Here is a 17,676-nt window from a genome sequence, read left to right as displayed (position 1 = left end):
CTAAAGGGGAGACTTAGGTTTATTATACTGCCGTTACACAATCATCCTTATAGATAAATTATAAACAATAATGCCTCCTTTGGGAGGCATTATTGTTTAACCGATATTTCTAAGTAACAGATTCAATAAAAAGGAAAGCAATAACCTAAGTCTCCCCTTTAGGGGGACAGGGGGTTATTTCGGCATTAACACATGATCAATAGAATGTATCACTCCATTGCTTTGGTAGACATCTTTAATTTCCACTTTAGCCATTCCGCCTTTTTCATCTTTCAGCCAGAGTTCATTGTCTTTAGCCATCACCCAGAGTTTACCGCCAGCAACAGTTGTTAGTTCAGTACTACCATTTCCTTTTTTTATCCATTTCATTAACTCTTTACTATCTAAACGGCCGGGTACAACATGATAAGTTAGAATTCCGGTTAGCATGGCTTTGTTCTCAGGCTTTACCAGGTTATTTACAGTTCCTTCTGGTAGTAAATTGAAGGCGGCATTAGTAGGAGCGAATACAGTATAAGGGCCTTTCCCTTGCAAGGTTTCCACTAAACCTGCGGCTTTAACGGCTGTAACCAACGTAGTATGATCAGCAGAGTTCATAGCATTCTCTACAATATTCTTTGATGGATACATAGCGGCGCCTCCCACCATAACTGTTTTTTCATTCTTCATAGAAGTTTGCGCGTGTGATGACAATACAATTCCAGTTAGCAGTAAAACTGCCAATAATAGACGTTTCATAATGATTTTGTTTTATTGATTACTGCATGATTGTAAAAGCGACATGCTGTAATAATTACGCAGACAGAAAAAACTTGGATTGGAAAAGTGAAAAAAAATTATTCTTGCAGTCGCAATTAAATTAGATAGAGCATTATGGCATATTGGCTAATAAAATCCGAACCCTTTAAATACAGCTGGGATCAATTTGTAAACGATGGTAAAACCTTTTGGGATGGTGTTCGCAACTATGCAGCGCGCAACAACTTAAGAGACATGCGTAAAGGTGACAAATTACTATTTTACCACAGTAATGAAGGGTTAGAAATAGTAGGCATAGCCGAAGTGGCAAAAGAACATTATCAGGATCCTACAACAGATGAAACAGCCTGGTTGGTTGTTGATGTTAAGCCGGTAAAGAAATTAAAACAGCCGGTTTCCCTTAAACAAATTAAAGCAGAGCCCCGCCTACAAGATATGGCTTTACTACGTTTAAGCCGTTTATCAGTTTCGCCTGTTAAAGAAGAGGAATGGAAAGTGGTGATGGAGTTAGCCGGCGAATAATTTTTTAAGAATTTATACTTTTTACAGGTTACCCTTTTAAGGTTTTGCGTATTCATTGTTGCAGGCCTGCAGTTTTAATTCATTAAAACCTGCAACAATGAAAAAGCTAACACTGGCTGCTATTTCAGCAGCATTTATTTTTTTGGTTTCTTGTAAACAGACAACCAATTCTTCTAATGCGCTTATTGGTCAATGGAAGATCGATTCTATTGCAACACCCGATAGTAATTTAATCGGTGTAATGCTCTTAGCCTCCACACTCTATGACACTGCAGTTTATGATGTCTCCTTCACAAAAGATACCATAACACTTCACCAAAAAGATTCGGTAACAAAATCAGGCTATACATTTGATAGTAAAAACAAGCAACTCCTGCTGAAAGAAGATTCTTCTGTACTTTCTTATCAACCTATCGATTCATCTTACATCAAGCTTATAGCAAAAGACAGTACAATTATTTTCTTAAGGAAACAATAAGGCTTCTTTAATTGACAGCCAGCACAATTAATTTATCCTTTTAATTATAAACTACTGTCATCATTTCTATTTCTTCTAACGATTGCCCACCTTGCCTTTATGCAAATTCTCAGTTTTTGCATCTATCTATAACCATTAAATCTTCAATCATGTTTACGAAATCAACTGCTCTAGCAGCTGTGGCGCTACTATGCTTTTTTGCAGCCTGTAATCAAGGTGGCCGACATATGTCTACTGATAATGTGGCCATAAAAGATGTGACCTTAACTACAACAGATACTACAATGGTAGCGGAATCTAACAAGCTAGATGAAGCGAAACCAGAACTCCCAATTAATACCGAAGATTATGACAATATCATTGAAAACCGATTTCTATCACCTTTAAAGAAACCTCTTTCCACATTTTCTATAGATGTAGATGAGGCATCCTATAGTAATGTTAGACGCTATTTACAAGAGGGAAGTTTACCACCTGCAGGTGCCGTGCGCATTGAAGAGATGATCAATTATTTTGACTATGATTATGAGGCTCCTAAAGGCAATGAACCATTCTCCGTATTTACAGAAATAGCCAGTTGTCCATGGAATACCAAACATCAATTAGTGCATATTGGTTTAAAAGGAAAAGAGATTCCAACAGATAACCTTCCTGCATCCAATTTTGTTTTCCTAATTGATGTTAGTGGCTCAATGGTTGAACCCAATAAGCTTCCGTTAGTACAAGAATCCCTGAAAATGTTGGTTGATCAACTAAGGGAAAAAGATAAGGTGGCAATAGTTGTCTATGCAAGCAATTCAGGCCTTGTCTTACCTTCTACAAATGGCAGTAATAAGGCCAAAATTAAGGAAGCCATTAACAACCTGCAGGCTGGTGGTTCTACCGCTGGGGAGAGGGAATTTTACTAGCGTATAAGACTGCAAAAGAGAACTTTATAAATGATGGCAACAATAGAGTAATACTGGCAACAGATGGTGATTTTAATGTTGGTGTTAGTAGCGATGACGAACTGGTACGCCTGATAGAAAAGGAGCAGGAGAGTGGTATTTACCTTAGTGTATTGGGCTTTGGTATGGGCAATTATAAAGACAATAAAATGCAGCAGTTGGCTGATAAGGGCAATGGGAATCATTCCTATATTGATAATAGTAATGAAGCCAGGAAAGTATTGGTTAATGAGTTTGGCAGTACTTTATTTACCATAGCTAAAGATGTAAAGATCCAGATAGAGTTCAATCCTTCCAAAGTACAGGCTTATCGTTTGATTGGCTATGAAAACCGCATGCTGGCTGCTGAAGATTTCAATGACGATAAAAAAGATGCCGGTGAGTTAGGTAGTGGGCATACCGTTACCGCTCTATACGAAGTAATTCCTGTAGGTATAAAGGACAAGTTTACACAGTCAGTGGATAGCCTAAAGTATCAATCCAATAAAAGGGAGATTATCGGCAGTAATTCTACAGAGATCATGACTGTGAAGCTACGCTATAAGAAGCCTGATGAAACGATAAGTCGTTTGCTTTCTATTGAAGTCAATGATAAAAAGCTAAGCGTTGAAAGCACATCCAATAATTTTCGGTTTTCAGCCGCTGTAGCTGAGTTTGGGCTCCTTTTGCGCAATTCTGAATTTAAAGAAAGCAGCAATTACAAGCAGGTGATTTCACTCGCCACATCTGCTACAGGTGCTGATCCCAACGGCTATCGAAAAGAGTTTATTGATTTGGTAAAAGCCACCAGCTCCCTGGCAAAGAACTAGTGTAAATGTTAGGTACCTAATTATCATGTAGGCACCTAACATTTATTGAAATCATTTATTTTTAGGGATGGCCAAAAAGAAACTCGTTGTACTATCAGGTGCTGGCATCAGTGCTGAAAGTGGACTGAAAACATTTAGGGATTCAGATGGCTTATGGGAGGGCTATGATATTCATGAAGTGGCCACGCCAACAGCATGGAAACGAAACCCGGCATTGGTATTGGAGTTCTATAATTTCAGACGCCGTAATGTTAAGGATGCTTTACCTAATCAAGCACATCATATTCTGGCTGATCTTCAGGAACATTTTGATGTGCAGATCGTTACTCAAAATATTGACGACCTGCATGAGCGGGCAGGCTCAAAGAATGTACTACACCTTCATGGGGAAATCTTCAAGATGCGCAGTGAAACAAATGAATCATTGGTCTATCCAATAGAAGGTGATATACAAATAGGCGATAAGGCTGATGACGGTGCCCAGTTACGGCCGCATATCGTTTGGTTTGAAGAGCCTGTTCCTATGATTGAAAATGCCATACAATTGGTGAAAAGCGCTGACATCTTTATGGTAGTAGGCACCTCATTAGTGGTTTACCCTGCCGCCGGACTGGTAGATTATGCTCCATGGCAAATACCCAAGTTTATAGTCGATAAAAAAATACCTTACACATCTCCTTTATACAATTTAACCAAGATTGAAAAAACTGCTACAGAAGGTATGCCCTTGCTTAAAGAACTATTACTTGACATTAAATGAGAAAACTATTTTTATCCATACTCTTATGTTTACCACTTCTGGGACTAACACAAATACGTCAAGAACCGGGTTGCTACAATCAGTTTATGAATGGGCAAAAGACTTTTGTGTTTGCAGATACAGCCTATATTCATGAAACCCCCATTTACAGTACCAATTATAAGAACAAGCTAATTTCCGGCTCTGAAGTAACCATATTAAGAGGGACTGATAGTTTATTGGAAGTCTCTGGTATAGCTGCTCCCTGGTATGAAATCCAATATAATGTTCAAGGTCGTGATGAAAAGGGGTATATATGGAGTGGAGACTTGTCATTTAATAAGGTAGAAGATAAGGATGTAAAATTTGTATTTGGTATAGCTGAAATTATGGAAGATCCTTATGAAAAGATGCACTTAGATGTTCGTGATGATATCAGGAAGGTATATAGCGCAGTAATAAAAGCAATTCATAATGGAAAGATTATTGATTACACCTACTTTACAATTGATAATCTGGAAAGCGCTATGAGTGCTGGTGCTACACTTCATGGCAACAAGGGCTTAAATAGGATACAAGCAATAATTGAAGTATACTTTTCAGGTGCAGCCTGTATGATTCCTAATTTTACATATCCATTTGCCTGGAATGGCACCCAAATTCTAAGCTTGCCTTCAATTATGGAAGTAGGAGACGAGGAGAGTTACTATTTAGAAAATCTAATTTTCCCATCGGATAATGGTGGCAAGCCCAATAGCATTATAAAGCAAATAAGAAAAGGATCAAGTAAGGGTAACCTTAGTCATGAAACATTTAAAAAAACTCAATTGTACAATTGGAATGGGAATAAAGCAATTCTAGTTTCGAGGAAATATAATAATACGTCTGGAACGCATTAGAATAATGCATGGATTCACTTTGGTTTATTCAAAATATCCTTAAATAATAAGTGAGTTATCTTTTCCTAAAACTACCAAGGTAGAGTAGCTTTTAATATGGCGTCAGAATTTCAGTTCCTAATATCAGTTATGAAAACAATTATCCTATTGTGTATTGCTTTAGTAGCATCTTTTTATTCGTTTGCGCAGGATAAGGATGTATATATCCCGTTATATACCCCTCTCAGCGGAGATCAATATGTTTATGCTGACACAGCTTTTGTACGTTCTTCACCGGCCCTAAACGCAACCATCAACGATACATTGTTTGTAGGAGATAATATCACCATTACCTCTAATGAAAAAGAAACCAGTACCATAAAAGGTATTTGGGCACAATGGTCAAAAGTACATTACCAGAAAGGAGGAAAGTTTAGGGATGGATATATTTGGGCTGGCTTGCTGACTTTTAACCCTATGCGTAGAGGTGAAACCCAGTTTGTCTATGGTTTAGAGCGAGTTATTGAAAGTAAACGCGACGGAGTGGAATTGAAAGATTACATCATCGGTTTAAAAGTAGTAGTGAATAAACAAAAAGTGGCTAGCTATAAGTTTAAGTTAGAAGATAGTGAATCAGCCCGTGCTACAATGGCGCGGGTTAGCACAAACAAAGGGCTACCAAACATTAAGAATATCATAGCTCTTACGTTTAGTGGGGAAGCTTGTGCCATTCCCACATTAACATACCGCTTTGGATGGACAGGAGAGAAGTTGTACCAATTACCACTGGAAACTGATATGGTTGATGCAGGAACTGTTTATTATGATGAACAGTTTATATTTCCTTCTGACAAGAGTGGCTTAGCTGATCGTATTATAATGAAAATTGAAACTGGAGAGGCTACCGATAAAATGGATAAAAAAGGAAACCCTATTTACAAGACTACTCACGAACGTAAAGTTTATAAATGGGATGGATACAAAGTAACTCCCGGTTAGGCAGAAGCTTCACCACCTTTTTTCCCATAGAAAATAACCCATGTAGCAAAGTCATTAGAGGCGTTTTTAAACCGGTGTTCCATTCTGGCTGGCACAAAAAGCACATCGCCCTTCTGACACTTAATAGTCTCGCCATTTCTGTAAAAATCGCTATAACCAGAGGAAATGATATAAAGTTCATCCTGCTCATGAGCCGTTTGCATATCTATATCTCTGGGTACAAAATATTCTACCTGTAAAGTGCCGTGTTGCAAGAGTACAGTAAATGGATGTTCTTGGTCTTGTTTAAGTTGCGATATGGCTTCGGCTAAAGAAACATGGTACTTCATTAAACCTGGGTTAATGTTTCATGAAAGATAATATTATTAGTTGCCAATTCTAGCAGAACTGGCTCATAAATTTCTTTCACTATAGGAATACGCAGGCCCTTAGCTTTAATAGTACCGTTTAGAATAAGTTTAGCAGCAATACCTAAAGGTAAACCTACCGTTTTAGCCATAGCTGTTTGTACATCATTATCACCTGTTATCAGTAAACTAGCAGTTTCTTTAAAGTTCTTTTCTTGAACCGCGTATTCAATTTCATGCACCATCACCACCAGGTCCTTATCACCAGCTTGTAACCCTAGCTTTGTTTCTAACGCAAACTGAAGTACATCTGCAGCACTACAAAGGCCTTTATTAATGACAGTTTGGTTGTCATCCATGCCTAAGAAGAACAATTGCTGTAAAGTCAGTTTAGCCTCGTGCATTTTATAAGCAACGGTAGCAGCTGCACTTGTTTTCAATTCGTCAAGATCAATCTGTTGTAGGTTCCCTTTTTCATTTACCATCATAAAGTCATCTACAGACTCGCCACCAGCTTCATCTACTTTTCCTTCCAGCTCCACAAGGTTCACCAAATCTTCCAATATCTTTTTGCTGGTTTGAAACTGTTCCTGCATTTGCTCTTGTATCCAGTTACTAAATCCATATTTTTCAAAATGTTCCTTGAAGAATGTTTTTAAAGTCACACCGTCAGTTTCATATTGCTTTTGCTCGTCTGTTAGTTTTAATTCAATGATATTTCTCCAGCCATACATAAAATCAGGATGACGTAAAGTAGTTCTAATAAATGTTTCACATTCAGTTAATCCATATACAGGAATATAGCTAAGCGAGTCACGATTGGGATACCAACAAAGCGATTCATGATTAGGGATCTCAACAAAACGTTTCTCAGCAAACAGCTTTTCATAAGGCATTTCTTTATCAGCTCCATCTTCCTTGAAAATAGCACCAGCCTTACCAGCCATCACTACGTTCCTTGGATTCCAGCTGATCTTATAATGCCAGGGATTGTTGTCATTTTCTGGTGCTACAAGACCACCACAATGAGAGTAAAAAGAGGTTATTTTACCGCCATTTGCTTCAATTGTATCAATCATCTTTTTAGCACTCATATGGTCAATTCCTGGATCCAGCCCCATTTCGCAGAGAAAGAGAATATTACTGTCTAGAATGCTTTGCTCCAGGTTGCGCATTTGCTCATCCACGTAAGACGCCGTAAGCAGGTTCTTTTTGTAGGAAATACAGTCTTTAGCCACTAAAATATGAAGGGCAGGGGGGAGTAAGGATATTACAATATCTGCTTGCTGAATATGTGTTCCTCTTTCTGCAGCATCGTTGATATCAAAGGACAATGCTTGACCAGCCAATGCATTACCAATTTTACTTTGAGCCAAAGACAAATTTGCATCTACCACAGTAACAGTCCAGTCTTCAAGCAATGCATTTTTCAATAAATAATCAATCAAAACCGTTGCAGATTTACCAGCGCCAAACAGTAAAATTTTCTTCATAATCCTCAAAATGATAAGTGAAAATAAAATTTTAAAAGGATTATCATTTTAATTCGTCCTTAGCGCCTCTAAAAAGCGGCTTTTTTTCAAAATTCTCAAGTGTTTTTTATAGGTTTATTAGGGGGAAAGAATGGATTGCAGGCTATTTTCAAAAAGATGTTTTCCTCAGGTTTTCAACATTAACACGGATTTGTCTAATATCTCTATAAACCAAACACTTATAAAGGCTATTTTATAAGGTTTTTAGCCGAATAAAAGGTAAATTTGCCAACCTTAAATTTTGTTACTACAAGCTGATTTGAATGGAAGATAAATTACAACCGCAGGAAACAAACGATTTTAACCGGATAATACCCGTCAACATTGAGGAGCAAATGAAAACGGCTTATATCGACTATTCAATGTCGGTAATTGTTGGCCGTGCCTTACCTGATGTTCGCGACGGTTTAAAACCGGTACACCGCCGTATCCTTTTCGCTATGAATGAATTGGGTATGGGCCCTACTCGTCCCTACAAAAAATCAGCTCGTCTGGTAGGGGATGTACTTGGTAAATACCACCCGCATGGTGACTCCTCCGTATATGACGCTGTAGTACGTATGGCCCAGGACTGGAGCATGCGTTATACACTGGTTGATGGCCAGGGTAACTTTGGTAGCCAAGATGGTGATGGTCCGGCGGCCATGCGTTATACCGAGGTCCGTATGCACCGTATTGCGGAAAACATCCTGCAGGATATTGAAAAAGATACGATCGATTATCAGCTCAACTTCGATGATTCATTAGAAGAACCAACAGTTCTTCCTACCCGCATACCTCAATTATTGGTAAATGGTTCTAGCGGTATTGCCGTTGGTATGGCTACCAATATGCTGCCGCATAACTTGAGTGAAGTAATTGATGGTTGTATTGCCTATATTGACAACCGTGAAATTACCATCGATGAACTAATGCACTATATCAAAGGGCCAGACTTCCCAACCGGAGGTACCATCTTTGGTATGGAAGGTGTAAAAGCGGGCTTCCATTTTGGTCGTGGTAGAGTGGTATTGCGCGGTAAACTTCACGTGGATACGAAACCAAGTGGTCGTGAGCAGATCATCATTACTGAAGTGCCTTACCAGGTAAACCGCGATTCACTTTGCGATCGCATCGGTCAGCTGGTAAATGATAAATCGATTGAAGGAATTGCCCACGTTAACAACGAATCCAATAAAAAAGAAGGTACCCGTATTGTAATCGATCTGAAAAGAGATGCGGTTGCCAACCTGGTTATCAACCAGCTTTTCAAATACACAGAACTACAAACCAGCTATGGTATCAATAACGTAGCACTGGTTAAAGGCCGTCCTCGCATATTGAACTTAAAAGAACTGATTTCTGAGTTCGTAGAGTTCCGCCATGAAGTAGTTGTACGTCGTACGAAGTTTGAGTTGAGAGAAGCCGAAAAGAAAGCTCACATCTTACAGGGTTACCTGATTGCCCTGGATCATCTGGATGAAGTAATTGCTTTGATTCGTGCTTCTGCTACTCCGGAGGTGGCTAAAGATAATTTGATTAATGCCGGTTGGGGATTGGATGAAATTCAGGCAAAAGCGATCCTTGAATTGCGTTTACAACGTCTTACAGGCATGGAACGCGATAAGATCAAAGAAGAATATGATAACCTTATGATCTTGATTGCTCACCTGCGTGAAATCCTGTCTAATGAAGGAATGCGTTACCAGATCATTAAGGATGAGTTGACTGAAGTAAAAGACAAGTTTGGTGATGCTCGTAAAACAGATATTACGTTCCTAGATAACGAGATGAGCATTAAAGACCTCATCAAAGAAGAAGATGTGGTTATTACCATTTCTCACTTAGGTTATATGAAACGTACCTCAGCTACCGAATTCCGTGCACAACGCAGAGGAGGTAGAGGGGCTATGGGCGGTCGTACGCGTGACGAAGACTTTATTGAACACATTTTTGTGGCATCAACCCACCATACCATGTTATTCTTCACTGAAAAGGGTAGATGTTATTGGTTAAATGTGTACCAGATCCCAGAAGGCGATAAGAACAGCAAGGGTAGAGCTATCCAAAATTTGTTGCAATTAGCTCAGGACGATAAAATCAGAGCAATTATCGATATCAAGGATCTTCAGGACACAGACTACGTTACCTCACACTATATTGTACTTTGTACCAAGAAGGGTATTATCAAGAAAACAGCTCTAGAAGATTTCAGCCGTCCTCGTCAAACAGGTGTAAATGCTATTACAATTGTAGAAGGCGATCAGCTTTTAGAAGCTCGTTTAACTGATGGCAATTGTGATATTATGATGGCCGTTGGAAGTGGTAGAGCTATTCGATTCCCTGAATCTAAAGTTCGTACTACAGGCCGCGGAGCTATTGGAGTAGGCGGTATAGAAGTTGATGATGCTAATGACGAAGTTGTTGGTATGATTTGTGCTAACCCAACGACGCCTGAAAGAACGGTATTGGTGGTTAGTGAAAAAGGCTATGGTAAACGTACTCAGGTTGATGAATACCGTATTACCAACCGTGGTGGAAAAGGTGTTAAAACCATTAGCGTTACAGAAAAGACAGGAAAGCTGGTAGGTATACTTGATGTTGCTGAATCAGAAGACTTGATCATAACTTGTAAGAGCGGTATTACAATTCGTATGAAGGTTGCAGATATCCGTGAATTAGGACGTGCCACACAGGGCGTTAAACTAATTCGCATTGATGACAAAGATGAAATTGCTGCCATTACACGCATAGATGTGCAAGATGAAACTGGAATGATAGAAGAAACAGAAGGCGCTGAAGCTGCAGTTGAAAATGTAGATACAACCGAAACTACAATTTCTGCATCTGAAGAAGAGAACAATGCTTAAACTATAAAAATCAAACTAAACAAAACACAAATGCGTAAACTCATTTTATCCGCATTACTAGTAGCAGCTACTAGCAGCTTGTTTGCTCAAAAGCTGGATGATATCCAGGACAAAATTGGGAAAAAGAAGTACGGCGAAGCAAAAGAAAAAGTAGATGCTGCATTGAACGACCCAAAGAATCAGTCAAACGCTGACTATTGGTTTGCTAAAGCACAAGTCTACAACAACCTCGCTCAGGAAAAACAGGATACGACGCTACAGGCTGAAGCCTTAACCGCCATCCAAAAATATTTCCAATTAGAAAGCGGAAAAGAAGAAAGCAAAAGAGCTTTAAAATCTGCCTTAGAAGGACACAAAACAGCTTTTGATATTTATTCAAATTATTTCAAATCAGGTGTAAACGCTTTCCAGGCACAGAACTGGCCGTTAGCCTATAACAATTTCACCAAAACCTTGGATGCATTTGATGTAATATCTAAGAATAAGTTGACAAATGTATCATTCGATACAACAGCTGTTTTATATGCAGGTTATTCAGCACAAAACGCTAAGTTGACAGATCAGGCAGCTAAGTATTATGCGCAATTAGCAGATATTAAAATTGCTGATACCAGCTACATGGGCATTTATGAATACCTGGTTGGTTATTACCAAGAGAAAAAAGATCCGGTAAATACGCAGAAATACATTGACCTTGGTAAATCATTATTTCCAAACAATCCTAACTGGATGGCTTACGAACTGCAAGGGCTAGAAGGCGATAAAGCTAAAAAGATGGCTAAGCTGGAAGAAATGATCAAGCAAAATCCGCAAAACACTGATTTGCAAATGGAATATGCGGTAGATCTTTTCAACTATACATATGGCAAAGACAAGCCTGCGGATTATGAAAAAAGACAAGCAGATCTGACAACCGCTCTTAAGAAATCAATTGAGCTGAGCCCAACAAATGCTTATGCTAATTATATCTTAACACAGCATTTGTCAAACCAGATCTATGATCTGCAACAAACTAGAACTGCTATCAAGGGAACAAAGCCTGAAGATGCAAAGAAGAAGCAAGACCTGAATAAACAAATCGATGGATTGATTGAAGAGCAATTCAAATATGCATCTGCCGCTTATGATTTATATGACAAAATGGGCGCCAGCATTAAGCCAGGTGAAAAAGCTAGCTTTAGAGCAGTAACCAATTTGCTGATCGACTATTATACAATGAAAAAGCAAATGGATAAAGTAAAAGTTTACGAAACTAAACTGGATACGATCAAATAATATTTGCTTTCTGATGATAATTATAAAGCCCTGCGATTGCAGGGCTTTATAATTTACCTTGAAAAACAAGGAAAGAGGTGAGTGTAATTATTCCGAAGCTGCTTGAACAACTGTTTAGAGCCGTTCTAAAATTTGATACTTTAAAAAGTATAACTCGTTTTTGAAGGTTTCGTAACCTTCGGTTTTCTGACCGTTTTGCTTGGCGGTTGCTATCAGATCATCCACTTCAGCAATACTGCCTTCTACATTATCTAAATGCTCTTGTAAATTCTGGTTGTCTAAAACATCAGCTAGAATAGCCTTATATATTTCCATTAATCGAGTAGTGTCTGCCATCTTTTAGCTTTAATTCTAATAAGGCAACAAGGTAGCAAAACCTCTACCAATTGTAGCACGGCCCAACGAGCCCGAACCTCTACTCGCTTATGAGCTAATTTTTGTAATTGCGAGTCGTTAAAAGATTGCATAATTGGGTTTTACTGGTTTATTAGAATTTCATTGTAGAGCTATGATACCTAATATTTTACCCTAAAGGGTTTAATCAGTTACTAATAAGATTGCACGTCAGGCCAATTCTATTCCAGATAGTAGGCGTTTTTATAAATAAAGCGATATAGAAAATTTTAAACGAAACAATAAAAAAATCTTGTTTATCAGCTTTTCATTGGTTAATGAAGTTGTAATTGTAAAATGCACTTATTCGTTCATCTGTTGATGCAAACACTTCTTCAAAAGGTCCATCTTTAAGGAAAATACCATCCGAAAGCATGATAACTCTATCCCCAGTTGTTTTCGCACAGGTCATATCATGAGTGATGATAATAGAACTGGTATTGTATTGTTGACGTACTTTGTTGATTAGGTGATTGATTTCTACACAGGTGATTGGATCTAGTCCTCCTGTAGGTTCGTCATACAAAATGATCTCTGGATTCAGAATCAACATACGAGCAATACCAATGCGTTTTTTCTGGCCGCCGGAAAGCTCATCCGGCATTTGATAAATGGTATGTAATAGGCCCACATCTTCTAGCACCTGTTCAATGGCCTCATTAACTTGTTGCTTGCTTAACTCTGGTTTGTTTCTTATAAGTGGAAATTCCAGGTTTTCCTGCACGGTCATACTATCATACAGGGCGCTACTTTGAAAGGAAAAGCCAATTTTCAAGCGCAAACGCTTTAACTCCTCTTCATCCAATTGATCAATATCCTCGCCCAAAACAGCAATAGTGCCCAGATCTGGCTTTAGTAGGCCTGCAATAATTTTGATCAGAACAGACTTTCCGCTTCCCGAGCGCCCTAGGACAACTACATTCTCCCCTTTATGCACAGTTAAGTCAATACCATTTAAAACGTGCAGGTCTTCAAACGACTTTCTAAGGCCATGTATTGAAACTACAGCCTCTTCCTGTTGAGTGCTTATTGATTGATTTGTCATTATTGTATTACTCTTTTTAGCGGAAGTAATTAATGATTTGAACAATAAACATTTCTTCAATAAAAACAAGAAACATCGAAATCACAACAGCCGCATTTGCCGCACGGCCAACTCCTACAGTGCCATGTGAAGCATAAAAGCCTTTAAAACATCCCGTAACCCCAATAGTTGCACCAAAAACAAAAGATTTTAGGATAGAGCCAAATAGGTCTATGAAAGAAAGACTGGAAAAGGCATGGTGCATAAATAGAATATAGCTAGTTTGTTCATTAGCATGCACATTCAGGTAAGCACCCAATAAGCCAATAAATGCAAAGTAGCCCGCTAATAAAGGCAGCATAATAGTAATGGCCATTATACGCGTTACTACTAGAAACTTGAAAGGATTGGTAGAGGATACTTCCATGGCATCAATCTGTTCGGTGACCTTCATCGAACCCAATTCTGCACCCATATTAGAGCCTACTTTACCCGCAATAATAAGAGCCGTTATTAATGGTGCGAGCGCTCGAACTATAGCAATAGCTATCAATCCAGGCAGCCAAGAACTAGCGCCAAAAGAAGCTAAAGAGGGTCGCGACTGCTTAGTAAATACAATCCCAGTTATAAAAGCTGTGAGTGAAATAATAGGAAGTGACTTGCAGCCGATTTCATAACATTGCCGCACCACTTCTTTTCCTTCAAATGGATAGGAAACGCTTTCTTTAATAAAACGAAGGATAAAGCGATAGACATTATAAATACTTATAAAGAAAAGCGGAATGCGTTGCTTTCTTTTGTGAACAATCGATGGGTAATGGGGGATATGGGAAATCGTTTCCATGATGTATCATTATTCAGCTACATAAATGTGCTTACTCATCCATCTTCTTATTAATGTGTTTATAAAACTATTCTACCTTTAAGCAGATTTCAATGATGTCCGTCAATCCAACCATTGATTTGCATTCTCTTCTAAAAATATTTTTAATAGAAACTATCACTGAATGTGCTGATATCAATCATTCACTGATAGTAGTACCCAACCAAAGTTGGAAACATCTAGTGTATTTTTATTTTAGATTACCGGAGTATTAACCTGCCAATGATAAGATTGTAGTAAAGTCTTGAAAACAGTAATTATGATTTACGATTCACATTTGATATCAAATGTGTTCATTTTTTGTAGCAACAATTAGCGAATGGTTGCTTCTCCGCCAATTGTGCATAAACTACAACTGGAATTTTTGTAATAGGTAGTATGTATCAATTTAAAGGGCTCTAGCTTTGTAGGTTGCCTTTTTAAGTAAGCCACTATACAAAAGGAGGCTAATCGGCATATGTAGCCAAAATGCCAGTAGCCTGAATAGCTAGGTTACCATAATAGCTACACTGACAGGAGCTCCAAGGCTAACACAAAAGAATAAGAGAACTCCATTTCTAGATACATGTTTAACGGGACGCACCGTACCTGCGGATTAGCCAGCTTTTCATCAGTTGCGTAAGTATGATGTAACAGAATAAAATCAAGACAAGTAATGACCAATAAAGTGGTGGTAAGGATACAAAGCCTAACGTTGTAGCAAGGGGTGATACCGTCAGCCACGCACCCACAAAAACAATGATAATAGAACTTGTAATTAACTGCCAGGAAGCACGGCTTTGAATGAAAGAAATTTTATTAGTACGAATGATATGGATGATCAGTGTTTGTGTAAACAAGGATTCAACAAACCAACCTGTATGAAATAAAGCCTCATTATTCTTTGCATGAAAGATAAACCACATAATGAAAAACGTGATGTAATCGAATATAGAGCTAATTGGACCAATAAAAAGAATAAATCGTTGCAGTTCACCGATGGCCCATTTTCGAGGCTTTATTAACCACTCCTTATCCACGTTATCGGTTGGTATAGTAGTTTGTGAAAAGTCATATAGCAGGTTATTTGTAAGGATCTGAATAGGTAACATGGGTACAAAAGGGAGAAAGGCACTGGCGCCAACTACACTGAACATATTACCAAAATTGCTACTGGCGGCCATCTCAATATATTTGATGATGTTACCAAATACTCTTCTTCCTTCAGCCACGCCCTGCTCTAAAACCAACAAACTGGTTTCCAGTAAAATAATATCCGAGGACTCTTTTGCTACATCCACTGCGCTATCAACTGAAATACCAATATCGGCAGCTTTCAGTGCAGGAGCATCGTTAATGCCATCACCCATAAATCCGATCACATGGCCACTCTTCTGTAATGCCTGAATGATTCTTTTTTTATGAGTCGGTACCAACCGTGCAAACACATTATAATTCCCCGCCGCCTCTTTCAGTTGTTCTTCGGTCATATTTTCAATAGCAGGCCCAAGCAAAACTTGCTCCGTTTTTATGCCCACTTTTTTACAGATGTAAGCAGTAATGGCCTCATTGTCGCCGGTGAGAATCTTTACCTCTATATTTAATTTCTCTAACCGCTGCAAAGCCTCAGAGGCTGTTTCTTTTGGAGGGTCAAAAAAAGAGAGATAACCAAGCAGCACGAGGTCACTTTCATCAGCTGTTTTGTAAACCTGTTCATCTGATCCACCCGGAATGTATTTATAGGCAATTGCTAACACACGAAAGCCATTGCTATTTAAGCGGTGCACCAACTGAAGGCACTCTTCCCTGTCTTCATTTTTCATTACCTTCATTTCTCTGCCTACTTCTACTTGTGTGCATAAATCAAGTAAATTCTCCACCGCTCCTTTACAAATCAACATGTTTAAACCTGTTTTGTCTTCCACTACTACCGACATTCGCTTACGCACAAAATCAAAAGGAATTTCATCAATTTTTTTGTAGGTATCCTTGATCTTTAAAGCCGTTTCCAATTCTTCGTGATCCAGAATTGCATCATCCATGATGTTTTTTAATCCGGTATGATAAAAGCTGTTCAGGTAGCCAAAGTCCAGCACCTTCTGACTTTCACCACCTTTTACGTCAAGGTGTTGTTCCAAAACAATTTTGCCTCTGGTGATAGTTCCTGTTTTATCTGTACACAAAACATCCATCGCACCAAAATTCTGTATAGAGTTTAAGCGCTTAACAATTACTTTTTTACGGGACATCGCAATGGCCCCTTTTGAAAGGTTGACCGAAATAATCATTGGAAGCATTTCCGGCGTTAGTCCCACTGCTACTGCCAAAGCGAATAGAAAAGCCTCTACCCAATTGTGCCGGCTCAGCCCATTAATTAGAAAAACAGCAGGCACCATGATAAAAATAAACCGGATCATCAGCCAGGTGAAACGATTTATACCTTTATCAAAACTTGTTGGTTGTCGCTCACCCGCCAAATTATAAGCGATGTTGCCAAAATAAGTATCATCTCCGGTATGGATCACCAGTGCCGTTGCTGAACCACTTATTACATTGGTACCTAAGAAGCAGGTATTCAAAAGCTCCAGTGGATTATTGTTTTCTGAATGGCTTTCTTTGTCATTCTTTTCCACTAGAAGAGATTCGCCGGTAAGGGCAGCTTGATTTACAAAAAGGTCTTTGGCTGAAAGTATCCGTACATCAGCAGGAACCATGTCGCCAGCACCAAGCATAATAATGTCTCCAGGCACCAACATTTTCAGGGGTATTTCTATGTCTTTGTTATCTCTTCGTACAGAGGCATGGGTGCTGACCATTGCTTTTAATTTTTCAGCAGCTTTATCGGCCCGCATTTCCTGGAAGTATCGTAAGATAATGCCGAGCAACACCATTACAAAAATGACAATGGTTGCTCTGATATCACTGGTAAGCCAGGAAACAACACCCAGAACGGAAAGCAAGATGACCAATGGGTTTTTCAGGTGGTTCCACAGTCGTTTTAAAGCAGATAAAGGTTTCTCTTTTGCAATTTCATTAAAGCCATATTGTTGCAGGCGTTTCGTGGCTTCCTGTGTAGTCAGTCCTTCTCTAAAAAAACCCATCCTTGTTTTCAGTTCGTTTAGAGGTAATCCCATCTCGTTGGATATACTTTTCATTGTCAATGATCTGCCCCTTACTATTTTCATATAATGCCTTGTTTGAGAACAGAATATCTAAAAGAGAAGAATACTTACTAAGAAAAGTACAATTTCAGTATTCTCTTA

General features: G+C 38.7%; 16 protein-coding genes. 9 read left to right on the top strand and 7 right to left on the bottom strand.

What is annotated here, in order from left to right; genetic code table 11:
- Positions 1 to 174: 174 nt before the first annotated feature.
- A complete protein-coding gene (locus SY85_RS02840; protein ID WP_066401711.1) occupies positions 175 to 738 on the bottom strand; it encodes a fasciclin domain-containing protein in 564 nt (187 codons plus the stop codon).
- A 135-nt stretch (positions 739 to 873) separates the two neighbouring features.
- Between SY85_RS02840 and SY85_RS02835 the strand changes: the two genes are divergently transcribed.
- From SY85_RS02835 to SY85_RS02810, 7 genes are all read left to right on the top strand, one after another.
- A complete protein-coding gene (locus tag SY85_RS02835; protein WP_066401710.1) occupies positions 874 to 1,281 on the top strand; it encodes an EVE domain-containing protein in 408 nt (135 codons plus the stop codon).
- A 97-nt stretch (positions 1,282 to 1,378) separates the two neighbouring features.
- Entirely contained in the window at positions 1,379 to 1,759 is a 381-nt protein-coding gene (locus SY85_RS02830; protein WP_066401709.1) for a hypothetical protein, read from the top strand.
- Between the two features lie 149 nt (positions 1,760 to 1,908).
- Positions 1,909 to 2,667, top strand: coding sequence for a vWA domain-containing protein (locus tag SY85_RS25835; RefSeq protein ID WP_250647450.1), 759 nt, complete (start codon positions 1,909 to 1,911; stop codon positions 2,665 to 2,667).
- 188 nt (positions 2,668 to 2,855) lie between these two features.
- Entirely contained in the window at positions 2,856 to 3,515 is a 660-nt protein-coding gene (locus SY85_RS25830; RefSeq protein WP_236938279.1) for a YfbK domain-containing protein, read from the top strand.
- Positions 3,516 to 3,582: 67 nt separating this feature from the next.
- Positions 3,583 to 4,275, top strand: a complete 693-nt coding sequence (locus tag SY85_RS02820) for an SIR2 family NAD-dependent protein deacylase (RefSeq protein ID WP_066401708.1) — start codon at positions 3,583 to 3,585, stop codon at positions 4,273 to 4,275.
- A complete protein-coding gene (locus SY85_RS02815) occupies positions 4,272 to 5,153 on the top strand; it encodes a hypothetical protein (protein ID WP_148661103.1) in 882 nt (293 codons plus the stop codon). Before SY85_RS02820 ends, SY85_RS02815 begins: the two co-directional genes overlap by 4 nt.
- A 129-nt stretch (positions 5,154 to 5,282) precedes the next feature.
- Positions 5,283 to 6,131 carry a hypothetical protein gene (locus SY85_RS02810; protein ID WP_148661102.1) on the top strand — a complete coding sequence of 283 codons (849 nt, stop codon included), beginning with the start codon at positions 5,283 to 5,285 and terminating at the stop codon, positions 6,129 to 6,131.
- On the opposite strand, the gene SY85_RS02805 is transcribed toward SY85_RS02810, so the two are convergent.
- Together SY85_RS02805 and SY85_RS02800 are read right to left on the bottom strand one after the other, a co-directional pair.
- Positions 6,128 to 6,460, bottom strand: coding sequence for a cupin domain-containing protein (locus SY85_RS02805; RefSeq protein WP_066401705.1), 333 nt, complete (start codon positions 6,458 to 6,460; stop codon positions 6,128 to 6,130). The two genes, SY85_RS02810 and SY85_RS02805, sit on opposite strands and share 4 nt — an antisense overlap.
- Positions 6,460 to 7,971, bottom strand: coding sequence for a saccharopine dehydrogenase C-terminal domain-containing protein (locus tag SY85_RS02800; protein ID WP_066401704.1), 1,512 nt, complete (start codon positions 7,969 to 7,971; stop codon positions 6,460 to 6,462). The genes SY85_RS02805 and SY85_RS02800 overlap by 1 nt, the downstream gene beginning before the upstream one ends.
- Positions 7,972 to 8,273: 302 nt before the next feature.
- Between SY85_RS02800 and gyrA the strand changes: the two genes are divergently transcribed.
- Together gyrA and SY85_RS02790 are read left to right on the top strand one after the other, a co-directional pair.
- Positions 8,274 to 10,859 (top strand): DNA gyrase subunit A, encoded by a 2,586-nt coding sequence (gene gyrA, locus SY85_RS02795; protein WP_066401703.1) that lies wholly within the window; start codon positions 8,274 to 8,276, stop codon positions 10,857 to 10,859.
- 30 nt (positions 10,860 to 10,889) lie between these two features.
- Positions 10,890 to 12,134: a hypothetical protein gene (locus SY85_RS02790; RefSeq protein WP_066401702.1), complete on the top strand. Its 1,245-nt coding sequence runs from the start codon at positions 10,890 to 10,892 to the stop codon at positions 12,132 to 12,134.
- Between the two features lie 114 nt (positions 12,135 to 12,248).
- Here SY85_RS02790 and SY85_RS02785 read toward each other — a convergent pair whose 3' ends face one another.
- The 4 genes from SY85_RS02785 to mgtA form a co-directional block, all read right to left on the bottom strand.
- A complete protein-coding gene (locus SY85_RS02785; RefSeq protein ID WP_148661101.1) occupies positions 12,249 to 12,470 on the bottom strand; it encodes a hypothetical protein in 222 nt (73 codons plus the stop codon).
- Positions 12,471 to 12,795: 325 nt separating this feature from the next.
- Complete coding sequence (locus SY85_RS02780) at positions 12,796 to 13,572, bottom strand: ABC transporter ATP-binding protein (RefSeq protein ID WP_066401700.1); 777 nt, start codon at positions 13,570 to 13,572, stop codon at positions 12,796 to 12,798.
- A gap of 16 nt (positions 13,573 to 13,588) precedes the next feature.
- Positions 13,589 to 14,395, bottom strand: a complete 807-nt coding sequence (locus SY85_RS02775) for an MlaE family ABC transporter permease (protein WP_066401699.1) — start codon at positions 14,393 to 14,395, stop codon at positions 13,589 to 13,591.
- A 608-nt stretch (positions 14,396 to 15,003) separates the two neighbouring features.
- Positions 15,004 to 17,568 carry a magnesium-translocating P-type ATPase gene (gene mgtA, locus SY85_RS02770; RefSeq protein WP_099459366.1) on the bottom strand — a complete coding sequence of 855 codons (2,565 nt, stop codon included), beginning with the start codon at positions 17,566 to 17,568 and terminating at the stop codon, positions 15,004 to 15,006.
- Positions 17,569 to 17,676: the final 108 nt, after the last annotated feature.

Origin of the sequence: Flavisolibacter tropicus, assembly GCF_001644645.1 — a bacterium.
GTDB classification, from domain to species: domain Bacteria; phylum Bacteroidota; class Bacteroidia; order Chitinophagales; family Chitinophagaceae; genus Flavisolibacter; species Flavisolibacter tropicus.
This window is presented reverse-complemented; position numbering and strand designations above follow the sequence as displayed.

Excerpts from the sequence above, each read along its gene's own strand:
- SY85_RS02840 (WP_066401711.1), bottom strand. The coding sequence starts at position 738 with ATGAAACGTCTATTATTGGCAGTTTTACTGCTAACTGGAATTGTATTG.
- SY85_RS02835 (WP_066401710.1), top strand. The coding sequence starts at position 874 with ATGGCATATTGGCTAATAAAATCCGAACCCTTTAAATACAGCTGGGAT.
- SY85_RS02830 (WP_066401709.1), top strand. The coding sequence starts at position 1,379 with ATGAAAAAGCTAACACTGGCTGCTATTTCAGCAGCATTTATTTTTTTG.
- SY85_RS25835 (WP_250647450.1), top strand. The coding sequence starts at position 1,909 with ATGTTTACGAAATCAACTGCTCTAGCAGCTGTGGCGCTACTATGCTTT.
- SY85_RS25830 (WP_236938279.1), top strand. The coding sequence starts at position 2,856 with ATGCAGCAGTTGGCTGATAAGGGCAATGGGAATCATTCCTATATTGAT.
- SY85_RS02820 (WP_066401708.1), top strand. The coding sequence starts at position 3,583 with ATGGCCAAAAAGAAACTCGTTGTACTATCAGGTGCTGGCATCAGTGCT.
- SY85_RS02815 (WP_148661103.1), top strand. The coding sequence starts at position 4,272 with ATGAGAAAACTATTTTTATCCATACTCTTATGTTTACCACTTCTGGGA.
- SY85_RS02810 (WP_148661102.1), top strand. The coding sequence starts at position 5,283 with ATGAAAACAATTATCCTATTGTGTATTGCTTTAGTAGCATCTTTTTAT.
- SY85_RS02805 (WP_066401705.1), bottom strand. The coding sequence starts at position 6,460 with ATGAAGTACCATGTTTCTTTAGCCGAAGCCATATCGCAACTTAAACAA.
- SY85_RS02800 (WP_066401704.1), bottom strand. The coding sequence starts at position 7,971 with ATGAAGAAAATTTTACTGTTTGGCGCTGGTAAATCTGCAACGGTTTTG.
- gyrA (WP_066401703.1), top strand. The coding sequence starts at position 8,274 with ATGGAAGATAAATTACAACCGCAGGAAACAAACGATTTTAACCGGATA.
- SY85_RS02790 (WP_066401702.1), top strand. The coding sequence starts at position 10,890 with ATGCGTAAACTCATTTTATCCGCATTACTAGTAGCAGCTACTAGCAGC.
- SY85_RS02785 (WP_148661101.1), bottom strand. The coding sequence starts at position 12,470 with ATGGCAGACACTACTCGATTAATGGAAATATATAAGGCTATTCTAGCT.
- SY85_RS02780 (WP_066401700.1), bottom strand. The coding sequence starts at position 13,572 with ATGACAAATCAATCAATAAGCACTCAACAGGAAGAGGCTGTAGTTTCA.
- SY85_RS02775 (WP_066401699.1), bottom strand. The coding sequence starts at position 14,395 with ATGGAAACGATTTCCCATATCCCCCATTACCCATCGATTGTTCACAAA.
- mgtA (WP_099459366.1), bottom strand. The coding sequence starts at position 17,568 with ATGAAAAGTATATCCAACGAGATGGGATTACCTCTAAACGAACTGAAA.